The organism is Cupriavidus sp. MP-37, from assembly GCF_020618415.1.
Lineage (GTDB): Bacteria > Pseudomonadota > Gammaproteobacteria > Burkholderiales > Burkholderiaceae > Cupriavidus.
Genome location: NZ_CP085345.1, coordinates 1,473,988 through 1,496,277 on the forward strand (window position 1 = coordinate 1,473,988; position 22,290 = coordinate 1,496,277).

General features: G+C 66.7%; 20 protein-coding genes and 2 rRNA genes. 12 read left to right on the forward strand and 10 right to left on the reverse strand.

The genetic code is table 11. From position 1 onward, the window contains the following. Window positions 1-63 precede the first annotated feature (63 nt). Window positions 64-867: a tetratricopeptide repeat protein gene (locus LIN44_RS23025; protein WP_227314589.1), complete on the forward strand. Its 804-nt coding sequence runs from the start codon at window positions 64-66 to the stop codon at window positions 865-867. A gap of 13 nt (window positions 868-880) precedes the next feature. Here the strand turns inward: LIN44_RS23025 and LIN44_RS23030 are convergent, their stop codons facing one another. Then, on the reverse strand, window positions 881-1,087 hold the full coding sequence (locus LIN44_RS23030; protein ID WP_018004776.1) for a dodecin: 207 nt from the start codon (window positions 1,085-1,087) through the stop codon (window positions 881-883). 220 nt (window positions 1,088-1,307) lie between these two features. Here LIN44_RS23030 and LIN44_RS23035 point away from each other — a divergent pair, with 220 nt between their 5' ends. The 3 genes from LIN44_RS23035 (at window position 1,308) to LIN44_RS23045 (ending at window position 4,502) form a co-directional block, all read left to right on the forward strand. After that, entirely contained in the window at window positions 1,308-2,024 is a 717-nt protein-coding gene (locus tag LIN44_RS23035; protein WP_227314590.1) for a phospholipase D family protein, read from the forward strand. A 107-nt stretch (window positions 2,025-2,131) separates the two neighbouring features. Beyond that, on the forward strand, window positions 2,132-2,842 hold the full coding sequence (locus LIN44_RS23040) for a dienelactone hydrolase family protein (RefSeq protein WP_227314591.1): 711 nt from the start codon (window positions 2,132-2,134) through the stop codon (window positions 2,840-2,842). A 112-nt stretch (window positions 2,843-2,954) separates the two neighbouring features. Continuing rightward, window positions 2,955-4,502: an acyl-CoA synthetase gene (locus tag LIN44_RS23045; RefSeq protein ID WP_227314592.1), complete on the forward strand. Its 1,548-nt coding sequence runs from the start codon at window positions 2,955-2,957 to the stop codon at window positions 4,500-4,502. A gap of 5 nt (window positions 4,503-4,507) precedes the next feature. Here the strand turns inward: LIN44_RS23045 and LIN44_RS23050 are convergent, their stop codons facing one another. Continuing rightward, window positions 4,508-5,179 carry a glycine zipper 2TM domain-containing protein gene (locus tag LIN44_RS23050; RefSeq protein ID WP_227314593.1) on the reverse strand — a complete coding sequence of 224 codons (672 nt, stop codon included), beginning with the start codon at window positions 5,177-5,179 and terminating at the stop codon, window positions 4,508-4,510. Window positions 5,180-5,309: 130 nt separating this feature from the next. Then, window positions 5,310-5,768, reverse strand: a complete 459-nt coding sequence (locus LIN44_RS23055) for a MarR family winged helix-turn-helix transcriptional regulator (RefSeq protein WP_227314594.1) — start codon at window positions 5,766-5,768, stop codon at window positions 5,310-5,312. A gap of 187 nt (window positions 5,769-5,955) precedes the next feature. Between LIN44_RS23055 and LIN44_RS23060 the strand changes: the two genes are divergently transcribed. Further along, a complete protein-coding gene (locus tag LIN44_RS23060) occupies window positions 5,956-6,516 on the forward strand; it encodes a YggT family protein (protein WP_227314595.1) in 561 nt (186 codons plus the stop codon). A gap of 48 nt (window positions 6,517-6,564) precedes the next feature. Here the strand turns inward: LIN44_RS23060 and LIN44_RS23065 are convergent, their stop codons facing one another. Beyond that, window positions 6,565-7,551 (reverse strand): LysR family transcriptional regulator, encoded by a 987-nt coding sequence (locus tag LIN44_RS23065; RefSeq protein WP_227314596.1) that lies wholly within the window; start codon window positions 7,549-7,551, stop codon window positions 6,565-6,567. Window positions 7,552-7,612: 61 nt separating this feature from the next. On the opposite strand from LIN44_RS23065, the gene LIN44_RS23070 reads away from it, so the two are divergent. Together LIN44_RS23070 and LIN44_RS23075 are read left to right on the forward strand one after the other, a co-directional pair. Next, entirely contained in the window at window positions 7,613-9,223 is a 1,611-nt protein-coding gene (locus LIN44_RS23070; RefSeq protein ID WP_227314597.1) for an MFS transporter, read from the forward strand. Window positions 9,224-9,329: 106 nt separating this feature from the next. Continuing rightward, window positions 9,330-10,169: an IclR family transcriptional regulator gene (locus LIN44_RS23075; RefSeq protein WP_227314598.1), complete on the forward strand. Its 840-nt coding sequence runs from the start codon at window positions 9,330-9,332 to the stop codon at window positions 10,167-10,169. Window positions 10,170-10,185: 16 nt separating this feature from the next. On the opposite strand, the gene LIN44_RS23080 is transcribed toward LIN44_RS23075, so the two are convergent. Then, the gene (locus tag LIN44_RS23080) at window positions 10,186-11,007 is read right to left on the reverse strand and encodes a phytanoyl-CoA dioxygenase family protein (RefSeq protein WP_227314599.1); all 822 of its coding nucleotides are present in this window, start codon (window positions 11,005-11,007) and stop codon (window positions 10,186-10,188) included. 268 nt (window positions 11,008-11,275) lie between these two features. Here LIN44_RS23080 and LIN44_RS23085 point away from each other — a divergent pair, with 268 nt between their 5' ends. The 3 genes from LIN44_RS23085 to LIN44_RS23095 are packed head-to-tail and all read left to right on the forward strand — an operon-like array spanning window position 11,276 to window position 15,206. Beyond that, window positions 11,276-12,202: a MoxR family ATPase gene (locus LIN44_RS23085; RefSeq protein ID WP_227314600.1), complete on the forward strand. Its 927-nt coding sequence runs from the start codon at window positions 11,276-11,278 to the stop codon at window positions 12,200-12,202. A gap of 5 nt (window positions 12,203-12,207) precedes the next feature. Further along, on the forward strand, window positions 12,208-13,239 hold the full coding sequence (locus tag LIN44_RS23090; RefSeq protein ID WP_227314601.1) for a DUF58 domain-containing protein: 1,032 nt from the start codon (window positions 12,208-12,210) through the stop codon (window positions 13,237-13,239). Beyond that, a complete protein-coding gene (locus LIN44_RS23095; RefSeq protein WP_227314602.1) occupies window positions 13,236-15,206 on the forward strand; it encodes a DUF3488 and DUF4129 domain-containing transglutaminase family protein in 1,971 nt (656 codons plus the stop codon). The genes LIN44_RS23090 and LIN44_RS23095 overlap by 4 nt, the downstream gene beginning before the upstream one ends. Window positions 15,207-15,435: 229 nt before the next feature. On the opposite strand, the gene LIN44_RS23100 is transcribed toward LIN44_RS23095, so the two are convergent. Both LIN44_RS23100 and LIN44_RS23105 read right to left on the reverse strand, forming a co-directional pair. Continuing rightward, on the reverse strand, window positions 15,436-15,768 hold the full coding sequence (locus tag LIN44_RS23100; RefSeq protein WP_018004792.1) for a hypothetical protein: 333 nt from the start codon (window positions 15,766-15,768) through the stop codon (window positions 15,436-15,438). Window positions 15,769-16,039: 271 nt separating this feature from the next. After that, entirely contained in the window at window positions 16,040-17,506 is a 1,467-nt protein-coding gene (locus tag LIN44_RS23105; RefSeq protein WP_227314603.1) for a DegQ family serine endoprotease, read from the reverse strand. A 180-nt stretch (window positions 17,507-17,686) separates the two neighbouring features. Between LIN44_RS23105 and LIN44_RS23110 the strand changes: the two genes are divergently transcribed. Both LIN44_RS23110 and LIN44_RS23115 read left to right on the forward strand, forming a co-directional pair. Then, window positions 17,687-18,163: a MarR family winged helix-turn-helix transcriptional regulator gene (locus tag LIN44_RS23110; protein ID WP_227314604.1), complete on the forward strand. Its 477-nt coding sequence runs from the start codon at window positions 17,687-17,689 to the stop codon at window positions 18,161-18,163. A 52-nt stretch (window positions 18,164-18,215) separates the two neighbouring features. Further along, window positions 18,216-18,638: an organic hydroperoxide resistance protein gene (locus LIN44_RS23115; RefSeq protein WP_012355022.1), complete on the forward strand. Its 423-nt coding sequence runs from the start codon at window positions 18,216-18,218 to the stop codon at window positions 18,636-18,638. Between the two features lie 63 nt (window positions 18,639-18,701). Here the strand turns inward: LIN44_RS23115 and LIN44_RS23120 are convergent, their stop codons facing one another. The 3 genes from LIN44_RS23120 to LIN44_RS23130 form a co-directional block, all read right to left on the reverse strand. After that, window positions 18,702-18,989, reverse strand: a complete 288-nt coding sequence (locus LIN44_RS23120) for a GIY-YIG nuclease family protein (RefSeq protein ID WP_227314605.1) — start codon at window positions 18,987-18,989, stop codon at window positions 18,702-18,704. A gap of 113 nt (window positions 18,990-19,102) precedes the next feature. Further along, window positions 19,103-19,216, reverse strand: a 5S ribosomal RNA gene (rrf, locus tag LIN44_RS23125). A 115-nt stretch (window positions 19,217-19,331) separates the two neighbouring features. Next, window positions 19,332-22,210, reverse strand: a 23S ribosomal RNA gene (locus tag LIN44_RS23130). Between the last annotated feature and the right edge of the window lie 80 nt (window positions 22,211-22,290).

Genomic DNA, 22,290 nt, shown 5'->3' on the forward strand with positions numbered 1-22,290 from the left:
ACCACGCGGCACGCGGCCGGCAGCGGCCGCGTGCCGCTTTGCCATTCAACCGAAGCCCTTCGTATGGATACCCTGCCCTTCCGCGTTGCCACGCCGGTCGAACTCGACCAGCTCGGTCCCGCCGCGCTGCGCGACAAGCTGGCCGGCCCGCCCCACCTGGCACTGCCCTGGCTGGGCGGCGCCGCGGTGGCGGGCCACCTCGACGCGCAGATGGTGCTGGGCCAGTGGTTCCTGGCCGGCCATGGCGTCACGCGCGACCCGGTGCGCGCCTTCACCTGGTTCAAGCATGCGGCGCACGCGGGCCACGCGGGCGCGGCCAACCTGGCGGGCCGATGCTACGAGAACGGCTGGGGCACCGCACCGGATGCGCGCGCCGCCGCGCACTGGTACACGCTGGCAGCCGAGCGCGGCTCGGACTGGGGCATGTACAACCTGGCCACGGCGCTGGTGCTGGGACAGGGCATCGCCGCGGACCGGCGCGCCGCGCTCGGCTGGTACCAGCGCGCCGCGGCGCTTGGCCATGCCAAGTCGCTCAATATCGTCGGCGGCTTTTATGAAGACGGCTGGGAGGTGGCACCCGACCCGGTGCGCGCGGCCGCGTACTACCGCCAGGCGGCCGAAGGCGGCGATTTCCGCGGCCAGTTCAACCATGCGCGCATGCTGGCGCTGGCAGGGCGCGAGGCTGAAGCGCAGCAATGGATCGGGCTGGTGCCGCAGACCGCCACCGCGCCCTTCATCGACAAGATGCTGGCCTTCCTGCGCGACGCGCCGCAGCCGGCGCTGCAGCGCCTGTACCCGCATGCCCGCCAGGCCGCACAAGCCGCGCAGACCGCGCAGCCGCAGCCGGAAGCCGTCGCCGCAGCCTGAACGCCGCGAGGGCTCAGGTCACGCGGAAGCCCACCTTCAACGTGACCTGGTAGTGCGCGATCTTACCATTCTGGATATGGCCGCGCGTTTCCACCACTTCGAACCAGTCGATGTTCTTGATGGTTTCGCCGGCCTTGGCGATGGCGCTCTGGATGGCCTGGTCGCAGCCGTCGGGCGAAGAGCCGACGATCTCGACCAGCTTGTAGGTGTGGTTCGTCATTGTTTCTCCTTGGCGGCCGCCGCCGCAGGCGGTTGCATCCATCATAGGCGCCGCCCGCGCATAGCCCCAAGGCCGCGGCGGAACGCCGTGCGCGCCACAGATCCTGTTACACAATCCCCCTTTGCCAGTGGCGTATGCGGCTGCTACGCTGCGTTCCCGCCCCGGACAGGTGCGGCGCGCGGCGCGCGCACGCTGTCCTTCACCGACGCCAAGATCCGCCGTGACTTATCGCTTCCTTCGCCGGGCCGTGCTGGGCCTGGGCCTGGCCGCCGTGTTGTCGGCCTTCACCTCGTTCAGTCCCTTCGCGCTGCTGGCGCATGCCCGTTCGGCATCGACCTTCGACCAGGTCTCCGAGACCATCGCCGACAGCATCAGCGAGACCTTCAACGAGGCCATCGCCAATCACTTCCCTTCCCGCACCGGCAAGCCCGCGCAACCGGCGCAGCCGCCCGATGCCAGGCCGCTGCCGACCAAACCCTTTGCCGATGGCAGCGGCTACACGCTGTGCTTCGTTCCCGACGGCGCGAGTTGCCAGGCGCTGCTGATCAATGCGATCCGCAGCACGCGCCAGCGCCTGCTGATCCAGGCCTATTCGTTCACCAGCGCGCCGATTGCCGAGGCCGTGGCGCAGGCGCACCGGCGCGGCGTCGACGTGCGCGTGATCCTCGACAAGAGCCAGCAGAGCGAGCGCTATACCAGCGCCACCTTCCTCAAGCACGCCGGCGTGCCGGTGGTGATCGACAACAAGCCCGCGATCGCCCATAACAAGGTGATGGTGTTCGACGACCAGGCGGTCTTCACGGGATCATTCAACTTCACCAAGTCGGCGCAGGAGCGCAACGCCGAGAACGGCATGCTGATCCGCGGCGACGCGGCGGTGGTCAAGGCCTATACCGACAACTGGCACAAGCGCTACCGGCAGTCGCGCGCGTACTGAAGGCGGCATCGGCGCGGCCCCCGCCTGCACGAAGCGGCATGCGGTGGCACACTGGCGGGCTGATATTGCGGCAACCCTGCCAAGTCCTTTCCGGAGAACCCTTCGCCATGACAGCCATTCCCGACAGCCAGTGGATCCGCGTCGATACCGCCGCGGGCAGCTTCGATGCCTACCTGAGCCTGCCGCCGGCGGGCGTGCAGCCCGGCGCGCCGGGCATCGTGCTGCTGCAGGAAATCTTCGGCGTGAACGAGCATATCCGCGCGGTGGCCGACCAGTACGCCGCCGACGGCTATGCCGTGCTGGCGCCGGACGTGTTCTGGCGCCAGGCGCCGCGCGTGCAGCTCGGCTACGAGGGCGACGACATGGCGCGCGCGATGGCCTTGCGCAAGGCGGTGGACGTGGCCGCCGCACTCGACGATATCGCCGCCACGGTGCAGGTGCTGCGCCAGCATACCGGCGCCGGCAAGGTGGCCGCGGTGGGCTACTGCTTCGGCGGGCTGCTGTCGTACCTGAGCGCGGCGCGCGGACTGGTCGATGCGGCCGTGCCCTTTTACGGCGGCGGCATCCAGAACCAGCTTCAGGAAGCCGCCAACATCCGCGTGCCGGTGCAGTTCCACTACGGCGCGCTCGACGCGCATATCCCGCCCGACGCCGTGCAGGCCGTGCGCGACGCGATGGCCGGCAAACCCGCCACCGAGATCCACGTCTACCCGCAGGCCGACCACGGCTTCAATTGCTGGGCGCGCGGCTCCTACCACCAGCCCAGCGCCGCCCTGGCGCACGGGCGCGCGCTGGTGTTCCTGTCGGCCTCGTTGTAGTCTGCCCTCCGCCACAAGGAACCGCCGGCTTGCCATGGCGAGCCGGCACACCTTATCCTCGGCGCTTGGCTTCAAGACTTGCTGGACCCCAACCATAACAATGGAGACCACCATGCAGTCAGAGCAGCAGCGCGCCCTGCGCAACACCATCCCCGACGCCATGGCCCGCGCGGTGCGGCGCAGCCCGGACAAGACCGCGATCCGTTTCGGCGAGCGGTCCTGGAGCTTTCGCCAGCTCGATGACGCCACCGCGCGCGTAGCCGGCGCGCTGGCCCAGTGGGGCCTGCGTCCCGGCGACCGCGTCGCCGCCTTCGGCAAGAACTCCGACGCCTATGTGCTGTTGTGGCTGGCCTGCCTGCGCAGCGGCCTGATCCATGTGCCGGTGAATTTCTCGATGACGCGAGCCGAGGCCGAGTACATCGTCACGCAATCGGGCGCCAGCGCGATCTTTTCCGACCCGGCGCTGGCCGAGCGCGTCGACGGCCTGCCGTGCAAGGTCCGCGGCACGCTGCATGGCGGCGATCGTCGCACCGATATTCTCGCCGCGGCCGCCGACGGCCCCACGGTGCCGGTGTCCGACACTCTCGCTGAGTCCACGCCCGCGCAGATCCTGTACACCTCCGGCACCACCTCCGCGCCCAAGGGTGCCGTGCTGACGCATCGCGCGCTGCTGGCCGAATACTTCAGCACCATCGCCGCCTGCGATATCCGCGCGTCGGACTATTCGCTGGCGGCGCTACCGCTGTACCACTCGGCGCAGATGCATGTGTTCCTGATGCCGCTGCTGCTGTGCGGCGGCACCACGCTGATCGCCGACAGCCCGGAAGCCGGCTATTGCCTGCGCACCATCCACGCCGAGCGCATCACCAGCTTCTTTGCGCCGCCGACGGTCTGGATCGCGCTGCTGCGCCATGCGGAGTTCGAACCGGCCCGGCTGGGTATGCTGACCAAGGCCTACTACGGTGCCTCGATCATGCCGGTGCCGGTGCTGCTGGAGCTGCAGGAGAAACTGCCGGCGCTGCGCTTCTACAACTGCTACGGGCAAAGCGAGATCGGGCCGCTGGCCACGGTGCTGGGACCCGACGAGCACGCCGCACGGCCGGCCTCGGCAGGGCGCCCGGTATTGAATGTCGAGACCCGCATCGTCGATGAAACCCTGCAGGACGTGCCGCCCGGCGAGCTGGGCGAGATCGTGCATCGCTCGCCGCAGTTGCTGACGCACTACTGGGACAAGCCGGAGCAGACCGCCGAAGCCTTCGCCGGCGGCTGGTTCCATTCGGGCGACCTCGGCTACATGGATGCCGAGGGCTACCTGTATGTGGTGGACCGGATCAAGGACGTGATCAACTCGGGCGGCGTGCTGGTGTCGAGCCGCGAAGTGGAAGAGTGCCTGTACACCCATGGCGCGGTGGCCGAGGCAGCGGTGTTCGCGCTGCCGCACCCGAAGTGGGTCGAGGCGGTGACGGCGTGCGTGGTGCGCAAGCGCGGCCACGACGACGCAACCGAGGAGGCACTGATCGCGCATGCGCGCCAGGCGCTGGCGCCGTTCAAGGTGCCCAAGCGCATCGTGTTCGTCGCGGACCTGCCGCGCAATACCGCGGGCAAGTTGCTCAAGCGCCAGCTGCGCGAGGAATACGCGCAGCTGTTCAGCAGAGACTGACGCCTTCAGTACGGCACGGCCACGCCGTTCTCGATCCTGACGCGATCGCCGATGCGCATCTGGTAGGCGTTGGACTGGGTCAGCGTCAGGTAGGCGTTGTCGCTGGTGCGCACGCGCACGCGGTAGGCCGGGGCACTGCTGCCGGTGCGCTTCTCGACCTCGTTGCCGGCCACCGCCCCCACCACGGCGCCGCCGATCGTTGCCACGGTATTGCCGCGCCCGCCGCCCACCTGGTGGCCCAGCAGCCCGCCGACGATGCCGCCGACCACGGCGCCCGCGCCGCTGGTCGATGGCGGCTGGCCCGGCACCACCTCGATGCCCTCGACCCAGCCGTAGCGCACGCCGTAGGCCTGGTTGCCGTAGCCGTTGCCATAGCTGCCGTCCTGGTACGACGGCTGGGGATACGGCTGCTGCGGATACGAAGACTGCGGGTAGTCCTGCTGCGGATAGCCTTGCTGCGGGTAACCCTGTTGCGGATAGCCCTGCTGCGCCGGGTAACCGCTGATGGTGGTGCCGCCGCCGTAGCCGGTGCTGCCGTAGCCGTTGTTGCCATAGCCGCCGTAGCCCCCGCCATACCCTGCGCCATAGCCGTTGTCGTAGCCATACGGCGTGGCACACCCGGCCAGCGCACCGGCGCCAAGCACCGCAAGCACAACCGAACGAAGGGGGATGGACATGTCAGGACTCCTGCGCGCTGCGCGTGTTGGGGAATGCGCGCGAGTCTAGGGCCGCCGCCCGCCAGCGGGTGTCACCGGAGCTTGTGATTGGTAACCGCCTGTAACGGCCTGCGGTGCCGCCGCGGCAAGTTCAGCCGCGCTCCGCGCCGTCGTCGTTGAACTGCGTGATGCGGGCCACGCGGAACGCGCCGCGCAGCGATTCCAGCTCGGTCCGGTGCAGCATCGCCAGCCGGTTCAGGTAGCGCTCGCCCTTGGCCGTCAGGTGCACCTGCACCACGCGGCGATCCTCGGCGTTGAGCCGCCGCTTGACCAGCCCGGCGGCCTCGCAGCGATTGACCAGTGCCACCACGCCATGCTGCTTGGCCTGCAGACGCTCGGCCAGTTCGCCGATCGAGGCCCAGTCCTTGTCGGCACAGCCGCGGATATGCAGCAGCAGCAGGTATTGCTGCACCGTCAGGCCTTCCTCGCGCGCCGCGTCTTCGGAGAACCGCAGGAAGCGGCGCAGCTGGTAGCGGAAGTCGGACAGTGCCTCGAAGTCGGCCTTGCTGAGCGGGGCGGGTTGCGGCGACGAGGCGGACTTGCTGGGCATGGGCGGCAAAAAACGCGAAAGGGAAAGAAGGCGCGGCAATCCGCGCAAACCCCAGGCGGGGCGCTCGCAATTATAGGGGCCGCACGGCGCACCGGCAGCCGATCCCGGTTTGCGCCGTGCGCGCGCCCGGCTATGGCAGAATCTGTGCGGTTGCAGACACCTTCACCCGTCACCGGAAAACGCACCGATGTTCTCGGAAATCGCTCTCTTCCTGCTGGATACCGTCTTTACCCTGTTCGGCATGGCGCTGCTGCTGCGCGTCTGGATGCAGCTGACGCGGCTGCCCACGCGCAACCCGGTCTCGCAAGGCGTGTTCCAGATCACCGACTGGCTGGTGCGGCCGCTGCGCCGGATCATCCCGGGCGTGGGCGGCATCGACTGGGCCACGATCCTGGCCGCGTGGCTGACCGCGGTGGTGTTCCTGGCGCTGGTCGCGCTGATCAGCGGCATCGACCTGCCCGGCTTCATCCCCGCCATGCTGCTGACCGCCGTGCTCTATGTGCTGAAGTGGGCCATCAGCCTGGTGATGTGGGTCACGCTGCTGATGGCGATCCTGTCGTGGGTCAACCCGCATTCGCCGATCACCCCGGCCATCGACCACCTGACCGCGCCGGTGCTGCGCCCGATCCAGCGCGTGGTGCCGCGCCTGGGCGGCTTCGATGTCTCGCCGCTGGTGCTGTTCGTGATTGCGCAGATCCTGCTGATGGTCATCGCCCGGCTGGGTGCCGGCATCATCGGCCTGCACTGACGGCATCGGGGGCGCAGGACCGGCGCAACGCCTTCGCCGACTGCGCCCTCAACCCGCCGTGCGCGCCTCGCCCGGCGCGAGCCCGTCCGCGGCGGCATCCAGCCCCGCATCCCGCGCCGTCTCGGCGTCCCCCTCCGGCGGCAACTCCGACACCATCATCGATTCGATCGCTTCCATGAAGGCGCGCACCTTGCGCGGCTGCAGGCGCCGGTCGGGCAGCAGCGCGAACACGCGCAGCGGCGGCAGCGGATAGTCAGGCAGCACGCGCACCAGCCGGCCTTGCGCAACCTCGGCCTCGCAATAGATCACCGACAGCCGGGCGATGCCCAGCCCCGCCAGCGCGCCCTGCAGGCGCAGCTCGGCGTTGTGGGTCTGCATGCGCGGGCGGATCGGCACCGATACGGTCTGGCCGTCGCGAGTGAATTCCCACACCGTGTCGCCGGGCGTGGTCAGCGTCGGCATATTGGCCAGGTCTTCCGGGCGCAGCTGCGCCGGCAGGCTGGCCGCCAGCGCCGGCGCGGCGAACAGGCCGCGTTCGACATGGTAGATGCGGCGCGCCACCGTGCCCGAATCAGGCAGGTCGGCGTCGACGATGACAAAGGCGACGTCAAAGCCGTCGCGGATCGGATCGACCAGGCCCTGCGTGATTTCCACCGCCACATCCAGCGCGGGGTGTGCCGCCAGCGTGCGGCAGATCACCCCGCCCAGTTGCTGCGCGCCGAATTCATAAGGCGTGGCGATGCGCAGCACGCCCTGCACGCGCTCTTCGCGCGCCAGTGTTTCCTGGCGGATCTCGCGCAGCCGCGCGAACAGCGGCGCGACATCGCGATACACCGCCTTGCCCGCATCGGTGAGGCGCATGCGGCGCGTGGTGCGCTCCAGCAGCTTGGCGCCGATGGCGGTTTCCAGCCGCGCGACCGCGGCCGACACGCGCGACTTGGGACAGTCAAGCTGCTCTGCCGCGGCCGTGAACGTGCCCTGCTCGACCACGCAGCAGAACGCCTCCCAGTCATTCCATTGGATTGTTTCGTTCACCGGACAATGTTTCCCTGACAACCTGTAGTTCTCGACGGTGGGCCTACATTATGCTTGAGCGATGCAACAAACGCCTGTCCAGGCTGGATCGGACGCGCTAGCCCCCGCCATTCCAGCCATCCCCGCCCCCGCCGCCCCCGGCACCACTACCTCCCCGCGCCCGCGCATGCAGATCGCCAGTCACCCCGAGATGGGTCACTGGCGTCTTTCATTGTTCGGTTTGACGCTGGGGCTGGTGACCGGCATCGACTTCTCTTCCACGCTGATGATGGGCGTGGCCAGCCAGCATATCCAGGGCGGCGTGGGCGCTGCGCCGGAAGACTACCTGTACGCGATCTCGGCCTACGCCGCCACCGCGGTGCTGATGAACATGGTGCTGGACCAGCTCGCGCGGCGCATCACGTACAAGCGCTTCACCATGGTGTCGCTGCTGGTGTTTATCGCGGGCTCGCTGATCTGCGCCGAGTTTGCCAGTCCGGCCGGGCTGATCAGCGGCAAGGCGGTGCAGGGGCTGGGCGCGGGCGGCCTGTTCGCGGCCTCGCGCATCCTGGTGCAGCTGGTGTCGACGCCGGCCGAGCGCGCGCCGCTGATGCTGCGCTTTGGCGGCGGCGCGTTCTCGATGCTGGCGATCACGCCCTGGCTGACCAGCATCTTCCTGGACGATATCGGCTGGCGCGCGGTGTTCCTGTTCCAGGCCGGCATTGCGCTGCCGGTGCTGCTGTCGGTCGCGCTGACCTATCCGACGCGCGCGGCGCGCGATCCGCATCCGCCGGTGTCGACGCTGGACTGGCCCGCCGCGATCGCCGCCGCACTGGGCGCGCTGGTGTTCCTGCATACGCTGCAGGAAATGCGCTACACGCGCTTCTTCAGCTCGCTGGAAATGCCGCTGGCCGCGCTGTGCGGCGTGGCGCTGTTTGCCTTCAGCGGCTGGCGGCTGTATCGCCATCCGGACCCGTGGATCGACTTCTCGCGCCTGGCCGGGCGCCAGTACCTGTACGGGTTGGGCTTCTACACGCTGTATTACCTGCTGTCGTCGGCGTGGTCGTTCCTGCTGCCGACGCTGACGCAGACCGGGCTGGGGCTGACCTTCCGCACCACCTGCATGCTGCTGTCGACCAGCGGCACGGTTTCCGCCATCGGCGCCATCGTGATCACGCTGGGCATGGCACTGGTGTTCCGCAAGCGGCGCGTGATCGCGATCGGCTTTGTCATCTACGCGTGCGCGGCGATGCTGCTGTCGCACCAGCTGATGCCGGGCGCGCCGGATTACGCGCTGGTGCCGGTGGTGCTGCTCGAAGGACTGACGCCGGTGCTGCTGATGGTGCAGGTGGCGTCGATGACCTACCTGGAAGTGCCGGTCGAGGACTTCTCGCACGCCTACCAGTTCAAGAACGTGTGCAAGCAGATCGCCTCGGCGATGGGCACCGGGCTGGCCAGCGTCTTCATGCAGGACGGCCTGGCGCAGCACCGCACTCACCTGGTGGAGCACATCACCCGCTTCAACCCGGGGCTGCAGATGCCCGACGCACTGTCCGCCGCGGGACTGGCCAAGATCTCGCAGGAAGTCGACCGGCAAGCCACGCTGCTCGCCGGCATGGACCTGCTGCATGGCTTTGCCGCGTTGTGCGTGGTGGCGGCGGTGTTCGTGCTGGTGCAGCGCAGCTTCCGCTGACGCCAAGGCTGGCCGGGCCGGGGGCCGGCACTGGCGCAATCCCGGCATTTCCTCTACCCTTTCGGCCTTTCCGTGCCAATCCGGCGAACCGCGCCGGGCTACGCAGATGGCCAGTTCCACCGATTCCCGCCAGACCCCGCCGCCAGCATCGCCGACCGCCGACAGCGCCGCCGCGCCCGAAAAGCCGAGCGACAGCTATGTGCAGTCCTTTGCACGCGGGCTGTCGGTCATCCGGGCCTTCAATGCGCAGCACCCGGCCCAGACCCTGACCGAAATCGCCCAGGCCAGCGGCCTGACGCGCGCCGGCGCGCGCCGCATCCTGCTGACGCTGGTGGGGCTGGGCTATGTGCAGGCCGACGGGCGCCTGTTCCGGCTCACGCCCAAGATCCTCGACCTGGGCTTCGCCTACCTCACCTCGATGCCGTTCTGGAACCTGGCCGAGCCGATCATGGAGGCGCTGTCGCAGCAGGTCCATGAAAGCTGCTCGATCTCGGTACTGGACGGCACCGAGATCGTCTACGTGCTGCGCGTGCCGGCGCGCAAGATCATGACCATCAACCTGTCGATCGGCAGCCGCCTGCCGGCGTATTGCTCGTCGATGGGACGGGTGCTGCTGGCCGGGCTGAGCGAGCCCGAGCTCGACAGCGTGCTGCGCGCCACCGACCTGCGCGCGCGCACCGGGCGCACCGTGACGGATGTGGACGCGCTCAAGGCCATCGTCGCCGATATCCGCCAGCGCGGCTGGGCTCTGAACGACCAAGAGCTGGAGGAAGGACTGGTGTCGCTGGCCGCGCCGATCCGCAACCGCGCCGGCCACACCATCGCCGCCATCAACATCAGCGGCCAGGCGAATCGCACCAGCGCGCAGGAGATGCTGGAGCGCTTCCTGCCGCCGCTGCTCGAGGCTTCCGAGAAGATCTCCGGGCTGGTCGGGCTGCGCACCTGAGCGCAGCCGCGCCGGCTCAGACCGCCGCGGGCAGCTCCACGCTGCCGAACTCGGCCGAGCGCGTGCCCTCCAGCGGCCGGTTGCTGGCGCCGAAATACGCGAACGCCACCGACAGCTTGACCGCATTGGACGCATTGCGGCCGGCCGCATGGAACAGCCGGCTGTCGAAGCACAGCACATCGCCGCGGTGCAGCGCCAGCGGCTGCGCGGCATCCAGCAGCGGCTGGCTGGCCGGGTGCGCCTCGATCAGGAATTCGGCCGGGTCCAGCTGGCCGGGCTCGAGCTTCGCCTGGTGCGAGCCCGGGATGACGCGCAGCACGCCATTGCGCTCGTCCTCGTCGCCCAGCGCCAGCCACACCGTCACCAGTTCCGGGCGCGCGAACGACCAGTAGCGCGTATCGCGGTGCCAGCCGGTCTGGCTGCCGTAGTGCGGATGCTTGGTCATCACGCAGTTGTGATGCGCCAGCGTGATGCGGGCGGGCTCGCCGAGCAGGGCCTGCACCACGGCGACCAGCTTCGGATCGCTGGCCCAGCGGCGGAACACCGCATCGCGCCCGTAGGCCTGGCGCAGGCGCCTGACGGTGCCGCCGCCGGCGGCATCGCGCGTGGCCGGGGCACCCGGATAGCCGAGATCGGCCTCGAACTCCACCGGCGGCACCGCCGCGGCCAGGTGCTGGCGCGTCACCGCCTCCAGCGCCGCGCACGCCGGCTCGTCGGCAAAGCCGCGCAGGATCACGAAACCGTTGGCATGGAAAGCCTGCACCAGGCGCGGCAGCGCGCCGGCATCGGCGGACAGGGTGGAAGCGGGCAGGTCGGCGCGGGGATCCAGCGAGGTCATTGCAGCAGTGCGGCGCAAGGCCGCGCAAAGAGGCGGAAACAGGAACAGGGCCGCGGTGGCCCGACAGCCTCATGATGCCAGAACCCGCGCCATCTGGCGCAGGCGCCGCATCCGCATCCGCATCCAGAAGGCCGCGCCGCGCCATCGGCCCGTGCGTACGGCAACAGACGGTAGCGCATGCCGTGCGCGCCGCTACAATGCGCTGGACTTTGCCCGATAATTCCAGCACCCACCGCGATTTTTTCAGGCCCTTGCGCCGAGGTCCCACGTGACTGCACGCCCCCGCATCGTCGCTTCGCTGGCCGAGGCCCAGGCCCAGCTGGGCCGCATTGTCCTTGGCAAGCCACAGCAGGTGCGGCTGGCGCTGGCCTGCATGCTGGCACGCGGCCACCTGCTGCTGGAAGACGTGCCGGGCGTGGGCAAGACCACGCTGGCGCATGCGCTGGCGCGCACGCTGGGGCTGCACTACCAGCGCGTGCAGTTCACCAGCGACCTGTTGCCGGCCGACCTGATCGGGGTTTCGGTCTTTGTCCGCGATGCCGGCGAATTCCGCTTCCATCGCGGCCCCGTGTTCGCGCAGGTGGTGCTGGCCGACGAGATCAACCGCGCGCCGCCCAAGACCCAGAGCGCGCTGCTCGAGGCGATGGCCGAGGGGCAGGTGACCCATGACGGCGCCACCCACCCGCTGCCGTCGCCGTTTTTCGTCATTGCCACGCAGAACCCGCTGGAGCAGATCGGCACCCATGCGCTGCCCGAATCTCAGCTGGACCGCTTCACCATGCGCCTGTCGCTGGGCTACCCCGACCCCGCCTTCGAGCGCGTGCTGTACCTGGGCGGCGCCAGCGCCGCGGAACTGCCGCCGGTGATGGACGGCAGCCAGGTGCTGGCGCTGCAGCAAGCGGCCGCGCAGGTGTACGCCAGCCCGGCGCTGGTCGATTACGCGCTGGCGCTGGTGCAGGCCACGCGCAGCCATGGCGGCTTTGCCGCGGGGCTGTCGCCGCGCGCCGGGCTGGCGCTGCTGGCCTGCGCGCGGGCCTGGGCGCTACTGGCGCAGCGCGACCTGGTACTGCCCGAAGACGTGCAGGCAGTATTCATGGCCGTGGCGGCGCACCGCCTGTTGCCGGCGGGCGCCGGTGGCCATGCCGCGGTCAACGGCCAGCTCGCCGCGCTGCTGGCCGGCGTGGCGATTCCCTGAGCGCCATGGCGGCGCGCAAGGGCGTGCTCGGCGGCACGCCACGCCTCGCCCGGCGCCGCACAGCCAGCCGGCGCCCGGCAAGTGGCGCGGGCGGCGTGGTGCTGCTGGACCGCCGCCATCTCTATATCCTGCCCACGCGCGGCGGCATCGGCTTTGCGGTGGTGCTGGCCGCGATGCTGATGACCTCGCTGAACTACAACATCAGCCTGGGTTTTGCGCTGACCTTCATGCTGGCGGGAATCGGCATGTCATGCCTGTGGCTGGCCTATCGCAACCTGCTTGATCTTGCCGTGGCCGCGGGACCGGTGGCGGCAGTCCATGCCGGGCAGGATGCCGTCTTCCACCTGCGTGTCGACAGCCGTGGTGGCGACGCCCGCATCGGCATCGAGGCGCGCGTGCCCGCCATGCCGGAAGTTGCTGCCGCGACGCTCACGCTCGATCCCAATGCCAGCGGCATGCTGGCACTGCACGTGCCGGCGCCACGCCGCGGCCGCCTGGCGCTGCCGCGCGTGACGATTGCCAGCCGCTTTCCGTTCGGCCTGTTCCATGTCTGGAGCCATGCGGACCTGGAGTTGTCGACGCTGGTCTACCCGGCGCCGGAACCCGGTGCCCCGCCGCCCCCGCCCGTGCATCGCCCCGACGCCGACAACGGCACGCACGCCGCCGCCAGCGCTGCGAGCAGCGAAGACGGCATCGACCAGCTGCGCCGCTACCGCAGCGGCGACCCGCTGCACCGCATCGCCTGGAAGCACAGCGCGCGCACCGGCCGCTGGCTCAGCCGCGCCGGCGAGCCGCCGTGGCAGCCGGCGCGCTGGCTGGACTGGCACGCGCTGCCCGCGGGCATGGAGGCCGAGGCCCGGCTGTCGCGCCTGTGCGCATGGCTGCTTGCCGCCGGCGACGAGGCCGAGATCGGCCTGCGCCTGCCCGGCATCGAACTGCCGCCGGCGCGCGGCGCCAGCCACCGGCGCGCCTGCCTCGAAGCGCTGGCCTTGTGGCCACAGCGTCCTGGCACATACCGCGCCGCGGACCAGGCATGAAGCCCGCGCCCCGGCCGCTGCGGCATGAAGACCACGGCCTGCTGCTCGGCCAGCTGGCGCTGGTGCTGGCGCCGCAGGCGCGCACGCTGCCGGTGGCGGTCAGCCTGCTGCTGGTGCTGTTGCTGGCGTGGCGCTGGCTGCTGTGGCGGCGGCGCGCGCCGCTGCCGTCGCGCTGGATGCTCGGCACCACCGCGATGCTGGTGCTGCTGGTGGCGTGCGCGCTGGTGTGGCAGGACGGCGGCGGCATCGGACGCGAGCTGGCGGTAGCATTGCTGGGCGCCTTTGTCATCCTCAAGCTGCTGGAATGCCGAGCGCTGTCGGACGCGACCCTGGTCACGCAGCTGTCGTTCTACCTGCTGCTGACGCTGTACCTGTCCGACCAGCCGTTCTGGCTGGCGCTGTACAGCCTGGCGATCGGGGCCTGGGTGCTGCGCAACTGGCTGTTGCTGCATCACCCCGAAGCTCGCAGCCGGCTGGCGATCTGGCCGCTGCTCGGCCGCATGGCGCTGCTGGGGTTGCCGTGGGCGCTGGCGCTGTTCGTGCTGTTCCCGCGCCTGGAGCACCCGCTGTGGCAGCTGCCGCAATCGGCGCAGAGCGGCACCACCGGCATCAGCGATACCATGCGTCCGGGCAGCGTCGGGCAACTGATCCGTTCCCCCGAGATCGCCCTGCGTGCCGAAATCGCCGGCCCGCCGTTGCCGGCGTCCGCGCTCTACTGGCGCGCGCTGGTGCTGTGGGAATACGACGGCACCACCTGGCATCCCTCGCGGCTGCGGCGGCAGCAACTGGCCCCCGCGGCCGGCACCGGAGGCAATGCCGGCATCGACATCAGCATCACGCTCGAGCCCAGCCGGCAGCGCTGGCTGTTCGTGCTCGACCGCGGCCAGGCGCTGTCCGCCGGCGCGGATGCTGCCATCACACCCGATAGCGAATTCATGGCGCGCCGGCCGGTGGAGCAACGCATCCGCTATCGCACGCATTCCACGCTGTCGCCACCGGCCGAATCGTTGCCACCCGCCACGCTGCGGCTGGCGCTGAGCCTGCCGCCGGGCAATCCGCGCGCCCGCGCGCTGGCCGCGCAATGGGCCGAGCGCCATGCCGATCCCGCCGCACGCGTGCAGGCGGCGCTGCGGCTGTTCGCGTCAGCACCCTTTGCCTATACGCTGACCCCGCCGCCGCTGGGGGCCGAACAGATCGACAGCTTTGTGTTCGACACCCGGCGCGGCTTCTGCGAGCACTACGCCAGCAGCTTCGTCTTCCTGATGCGCGCCGCCGGCGTACCGGCGCGCGTGGTCACGGGCTACCAGGGCGGCGAGTACAACCCCATGGCCAACCACTACGTGGTGCGCCAGTCCGATGCGCATGCATGGGCCGAAGTCTGGCTCGACGGCCGCGGCTGGATACGCGTGGACCCGACCAGCGCGGTCGCCCCCAGCCGCATCGAGCAGGGGCTGGATGCGGTGGTCGGCAACGAAGCCGCTGACTGGCGCCCGTCGCGGCAACCGGCGTGGCTCAAGGATTTGCGCTGGGCCTATGAGGGCATGGTCTACACCTGGCAGCGCTGGGTGCTGCAGTACGACCATGCGCGGCAGCAGCGGCTGCTGCAGGCGCTCGGCACCAGCGCGGGCGCCGGACCGTTGCTGGCAGCCGTGCTTGGCATGCTGTGCCTGCTGGCGCTGGTGCCGCTGTGGCGGCGGCGCGCCCCGGCCGACCCGGTCGGCGCGGCCTATGCGCGCTTCTGCGCCGTGCTTGCCCGCCACGGCTGCTCGCGCGCACCGGCCGAAGGCCCGCAGGACTTTGCAGTGCGGGCCAGCGCGCAGCTGCCGCGTGCCGGCGCGGCGATCGCCGCGGTCAGCGCCGCCTATGTCAGCCTGCGCTACGGCAACCTGCCGGCCGACACGCAGGCGCAGGTCCTGGCCTCGATGCGGGCCGGCATCCGCGGGATCTCGGCGGCATTGCGTCGATAACGGGCAGGTGGAACCAGGACGCGCCAGTTACGTAGCAGGCCGCACTGATCGCTTGCGAGGACATCTATCGTCTGATTGCCGGACTGGCTGGAACGGCGCCGGCTGCAGGCTACGCTCGGGGACTGCAGAAACAACTGGGAAGATCAGGGAGAAGCGAAGGCACCGCGCGCGAAGGGTGGGCGCGGACGGGTCGCAGTGCCGGCGAACGCGGCACCGGCGAAGATCCTGCTCAGAACAGCGACAGCTGGCGCATGCCGAAACCGATGGTCTCTTCCACGCGCGCGCGGGCGTGGGCCAGCGAGCCTTCCGCGCCGGAGTAGTTGCCGGCGGCCCAGTGGTAGACCACGGGGAGTTCGCCGCGCTCGGACAGGCGCACTTCGCCAAGCTTGTCGCCGCGCTCGTTGCGATAGAAGTGCGAACGGTAGCCGCGCTCCCAGTGCGGGGCCACTTCTTTCTTGCGCCGCCGGGGCTTCGGCGCGGAGCCGGTGGCAGACGTCGTGGACGTCAGCCGCCGCGCTCTATCGGTACCCGGCATCGGGGCACGGGTGAAATCCAACTGCATAGACTTCCTCTTTGTCGATTCAGCAGAACCAGGGCCGGCGGGGGCAGCCGCCGCATGCTTCGTGCATCGCAGTCGAGATGATACCTGCTGGCGCGCTTTCTGTAAGCCCTTCGTTGCGCTGAATCCCGCCTCCCGTAAGGCTTAGCGGGCCGTATACCGGCACGTATACCCGTCTGTTTACGTATCGGTATACGTGCGGGTATACGGCCCGCGGAGGCGTCAAAGCCTTGCTGGTTAACGGCTTGCGGGCACGCAACGGTGCCCGCGAGCATCAACCCAGATCGAGCGGAATGAAGATGCGCGCATCATCGCGCTGCACCAGCAGCGCCACCTGCTTGCCCGACTTGCCCACCAGCGTCCGCAGCTGATCGACCGAGCCAATCGGCGTGCCGTTGAGCGACAGGATCACGTCGCCGGGCTGGATGCCCACGCGCGCAGCGGGACCGGTTACGTCCTCGACCACCAGGCCGCCTTCGATGCCGCTTTCGCGCTTCTCCGCCGGCGACAGCGGGCGCACGGCCAGCCCCAGACGGCCGTTGGCCTCCTTGCCGCCCGCTTTCTGCGCCACCGCCTGGTCGCGCGCGGTGCCGACCGTCACCGACAAGGTCATCGGCTGTCCCTTGCGGATGATCTTCAGCGAGCTCTGCGTGCCCGGTTTGATGTCGGCCACGTGCTCCGGCAGGTCGCCCGAATGGTCGATCACGTCGTTGTCCAGCTGCACGATGACATCGCCCGGCTTCAGTCCCGCGCGCGCCGCGGGGCTGTCAGGCTCGACCGAGTTGACCAGCGCTCCGGTCGGCTTAGGCAGTCCGAACGACTGCGCCAGCGCCTGGTTGACCTCCTGCACGCTGATGCCGAGGCGCCCGCGCGTAACCTTGCCGTGCGCCACCAGCTGCTGCTGCACCTTGGTTGCCACGTCGATCGGGATCGCGAACGAGAGGCCCTGGTAGCCGCCGGTCTGGCTGTAGATCTGCGAGTTGATGCCGACCACCTCGCCGCGCTGATTGAACAGCGGACCGCCCGAGTTGCCGGGATTGACGGCGACGTCGGTCTGGATGAACGGCACATAGGTGTCGTCGGGCAGCGAGCGCGACTTCGCGCTGACAATGCCCGCGGTCACGGTGTTCTCGAAGCCGTAAGGCGAGCCGATTGCCAGCACCGGCTCGCCCACCCGAACCTGCGACGGGTCGCCCAGGCGCACGGTCGGCAGGTCCTTGGCATCGATGCGGATCACTGCCACATCGGTCTGCGGATCGGTCCCGAGCACCTTGGCCTTGAACTCGCGGCGGTCGGTCAGCTTGACGGTCACTTCCTGCGCGCCGTCGACGACGTGCGCATTGGTCAGGATCAGGCCATCCGGGCTGACGATAAAGCCCGAGCCCTGCCCGCGCACCAGTTGCTGTGGGCGGCCTTGCGGCCCTTGGAACTGCGGGCCGAAGCGCTTGAAGAACTGGAACAGCGGATCGTCCGGATCGATGCCGGGCGGCATCTGCACCGCGGTGCGCTGGGCGCGTGCGGTCACGCTGATGTTGACCACCGCGGGTCCGTACTGGGCGACGATGCCGGAGAAGTCCATCGGCCTGGCCACGGCAGCCGCCGGCTGTGCGGCTGCGACCACCGGAGCGGGGGCCGCGTAGCCCGGGGTAATGACTTCTCGCTGCAGATAGGCATAGCCGCCGCCGAGCGCGGCCAGGGCTGCGATACCAACGGCGGTGCGAGCAATGGTCTGGCGCATCATAGGTGTGTTCCTTTCCTTTTAGCATCTGGCGTCGACACGATGCGACGCAACACCGTCATGCTAGCGACCAAGACTTAAAACAGACTTAAGGGTTGGGACTCCGTCGTTCACCTGCGCCCGCATCCGAAGCACTTTGAAAATTTATCTTGCGCGCAATCTAATTGTGTCTAATATATCGGTATGGAACGCGACAACGAACCCGCCACCAACTGGCTTTTGCTGGATCACCAACTATGCTTCGCGCTGTATTCGAGTTCGCTGGCGATGACCAAGCTGTACAAGCCCCTGCTAAGTGAGCTTGGGCTTACTTATCCGCAGTACCTCGTGATGCTGGTCTTGTGGGAGACCGAAACGCTGTCGGTTTCGGAACTCGGCAATCGCCTCGCCTTGGACTCGGGCACGCTGACGCCACTGCTGAAGCGGCTCGCAGCGACGGGGCTGGTCACCCGCACGCGGGACGCAACCGACGAACGCCGGGTCCTGGTCAGCCTGACCGACGCCGGGCGCGCACTGCGTCAGCGCGCAACGGGGATTCCTGAACAGATGTTATGTGCCACGCAATGCCCGGTCGAAGAGATCCAGGCACTGACGCGGCGCCTGCATGCACTGCGGTCGACGCTCGAACAAGCGCGGACCGATTCCAGCTTGCCGGACTGACGGCAGGCATTGATGATGGCGCCCCCTGCGGGCCAACAAACCGGAGCCTTAGATGAAACTCGAGAAAGTCGTATATACCGCCCATGCCACCGCCACCGGCGGCCGCGACGGCCGTGCCACCACCTCCGACGGCCAGCTCGACGCCAAGCTGGCCGTGCCCAAGGAGATGGGTGGTGCCGGCAACGGCCTGAATCCGGAGCAGCTGTTTGCCGCCGGTTACTCGGCCTGCTTCCTGGGCGCGATGCGCTATGTCGCCAGCCAGCAGAAGATCAACGTGCCCGCCGATGCCTCGATCCAGGGCGCGGTCGGCATCGGCCCGATCCCGCAGGGCTTTGGCATTCAGGTCGAGCTGAAGATTTCGCTGCCAGGCTTCGAGCGCGAGGCCGCCGAGAAGCTGATCGAGCAGGCGCATCAGGTGTGCCCGTACTCGAACGCGACCCGCGGCAATATCGACGTTACGCTGACGCTGGTCTGAAGCGGCAAGCCAAAACAAAACGGCCCGCATCGCGCTTGCGATACGGGCCGTTTTTCCTTGATATCACGCCGTCTGCTCCTCCGCGTCAAGGGCAGGCAGTTGCGCGCAAAATGACCGTTTCTGCGCTGAACTCATGCGTTTGATTTCGATTTCTGCCTTCAACGCTTCCGACTTGGTGGCGAAACGCAACTGGCCGAGCACGCGAATCGGCTTGCGCGAGCGCGTATATTTGGCGCCTTTTCCGGACTGGTGTTCGGCAAAACGGCGTGCCACGTCCGTGGTGATTCCGGTGTAAATGGAATTGCCGGTGCATTCGAGCAGGTAGAGATACCAGGCGCAGTCAGCGGACATGTGCGGAAGTGGGAGCTGCGGCAATGGTATTACGGCGTTGCAGCGAAGGCGAGTGCCACGCCAAAGACAAAACCCCTCGCAGCGTTCGCTGTCGAGGGGTTTTGGGGATAAGAGCCTGGCGATGACCTACTTTCACACGGGTAATCCGCACTATCATCGGCGCGGAGTCGTTTCACGGACCTGTTCGGGATGGGAAGGGGTGGTTCCAACTCGCTATGGTCACCAGGCATGAGGGGTTGTGGCGCTGTCGGATGGGACAGCGTCACGAATCGGGATGTAGTGTTGGTTGTGTGTGTATCGAGGCACAAGGCGACGATCAACCAGGTGAAACACACTGGTTATAGGATCAAGCCTTACGGGCAATTAGTACTGGTTAGCTTAACGCATTACTGCGCTTCCACACCCAGCCTATCAACGTCCTGGTCTCGAACGACCCTTCAAGGAGGTCAAGCCTCCAGGGAATCCTCATCTTCAGGCGAGTTTCCCGCTTAGATGCTTTCAGCGGTTATCTCTTCCGTACATAGCTACCCTGCGATGCCTCTGGCGAGACAACAGGTACACCAGCGGTACGTCCACTCCGGTCCTCTCGTACTAGGAGCAGCCCCCGTCAAGATTCCAACGCCCACGGCAGATAGGGACCAAACTGTCTCACGACGTTTTAAACCCAGCTCACGTACCTCTTTAAATGGCGAACAGCCATACCCTTGGGACCGGCTACAGCCCCAGGATGAGATGAGCCGACATCGAGGTGCCAAACACCGCCGTCGATATGAACTCTTGGGCGGTATCAGCCTGTTATCCCCAGAGTACCTTTTATCCGTTGAGCGATGGCCCTTCCATTCAGAACCACCGGATCACTATGTCCTGCTTTCGCACCTGCTCGACTTGTCGGTCTCGCAGTTAAGCACGCTTTTGCCATTGCACTTTAGGTACGATGTCCGACCGTACCAAGCGTACCTTCGAACTCCTCCGTTACACTTTGGGAGGAGACCGCCCCAGTCAAACTGCCTACCATGCACTGTCCCCGACCCGGATTCACGGGCCAAGGTTAGAACCTCAAACAAACCAGGGTGGTATTTCAAGGACGGCTCCACGTAGACTAGCGTCCACGCTTCAAAGCCTCCCACCTATCCTACACAGATCGGTTCAAAGTCCAATGCAAAGCTACAGTAAAGGTTCATGGGGTCTTTCCGTCTAGCCGCGGGGAGATTGCATCATCACAAACACTTCAACTTCGCTGAGTCTCGGGAGGAGACAGTGTGGCCATCGTTACGCCATTCGTGCAGGTCGGAACTTACCCGACAAGGAATTTCGCTACCTTAGGACCGTTATAGTTACGGCCGCCGTTTACCGGGACTTCAATCAAGAGCTTGCACCCCATCATTTAATCTTCCGGCACCGGGCAGGCGTCACACCCTATACGTCCACTTTCGTGTTTGCAGAGTGCTGTGTTTTTATTAAACAGTCGCAGCCACCATTTTATTGCAACCCCTTCACCCTTCTGGCGCAGGCCAGTCAAGCTACCAGGGCGTACCTTATCCCGAAGTTACGGTACCAATTTGCCGAGTTCCTTCTCCCGAGTTCTCTCAAGCGCCTTAGAATACTCATCTCGCCCACCTGTGTCGGTTTGCGGTACGGTCTCGTATGACTGAAGCTTAGAGGCTTTTCTTGGAACCACTTCCAATTGCTTCGCAGCACTAGGCCGCTCGCCCCATAGCCTTGAATTACGCGCCCGGATTTGCCTAAGCGCCTTCTCCACTACAGGGACCGGGACTTCCAACACCCGGACAACCTTCCGCGATCCGTCCCCCCATCGCATCATACGACGGTGCAGGAATATTAACCTGCTTCCCATCAGCTACGCATCTCTGCCTCGCCTTAGGGGCCGACTCACCCTACGCCGATGAACGTTGCGTAGGAAACCTTGGGCTTACGGCGAGGGGGCCTTTCACCCCCTTTATCGCTACTCATGTCAGCATTCGCACTTCTGATACCTCCAGCATCCTTTACAAGACACCTTCACAGGCTTACAGAACGCTCTCCTACCACGCACTTGCGTGCGTCCGCAGCTTCGGTGACTGGCTTAGCCCCGTTACATCTTCCGCGCAGGACGACTCGATCAGTGAGCTATTACGCTTTCTTTAAAGGGTGGCTGCTTCTAAGCCAACCTCCTGACTGTTTTAGCCTTCCCACTTCGTTTCCCACTTAGCCAATCTTGGGGACCTTAGCTGGCGGTCTGGGTTGTTTCCCTCTTGACACCGGACGTTAGCACCCGATGTCTGTCTCCCGTGATTGCACTCTTCGGTATTCGGAGTTTGCTATGGCGGGGTAATCAGCAATAGACCCCCCAACCATGACAGTGCTCTACCCCCGAAGGTGAGACACGAGGCACTACCTAAATAGTTTTCGGAGAGAACCAGCTATTTCCAGATTTGTTTAGCCTTTCACCCCTATCCACAGCTCATCCCCTAACTTTTCAACGTTAGTGGGTTCGGTCCTCCAGTACGTGTTACCGCACCTTCAACCTGGCCATGGATAGATCATCTGGTTTCGGGTCTACACCCAGCGACTCAACGCCCTGTTCGGACTCGCTTTCGCTACGCCTTCCCTAATCGGTTAAGCTTGCCACTGAATGTAAGTCGCTGACCCATTATACAAAAGGTACGCCGTCACCCCCGAAAGGGCTCCGACTGTTTGTATGCATGCGGTTTCAGGATCTATTTCACTCCCCTCCCGGGGTTCTTTTCGCCTTTCCCTCACGGTACTGGTTCACTATCGGTCGATCACGAGTATTTAGCCTTGGAGGATGGTCCCCCCATCTTCAGACAGGATTTCACGTGTCCCGCCCTACTTGTCGCACACCTAGTTCCACAAGTCTGTTTTCGCATACAGGGCTATCACCTGCTATGGCCGGGCTTTCCATCCCGTTTTGCTAACAGTCCTGCTAAAGAGTGCAAGGCTCTTCCCATTTCGTTCGCCACTACTTTGGGAATCTCGGTTGATTTCTGTTCCTGCAGCTACTTAGATGTTTCAGTTCGCCGCGTTCGCTTCCCACACCTATGAATTCAGTGTGGGATGACCCATACGGGCCGGGTTTCCCCATTCGGACATCTCCGGATCAAAGCTCGTTTGCCAGCTCCCCGAAGCTTTTCGCAGGCTACCGCGTCCTTCATCGCCTGTGATCGCCAAGGCATCCACCACATGCACTTGTTCGCTTGACCCTATAACAAGTGTGTCTCGAAGACACCCTCACTACAGGTTGAGTTCTCGCATTTGTGCCGTATTCCAAGTCATCTTTCGA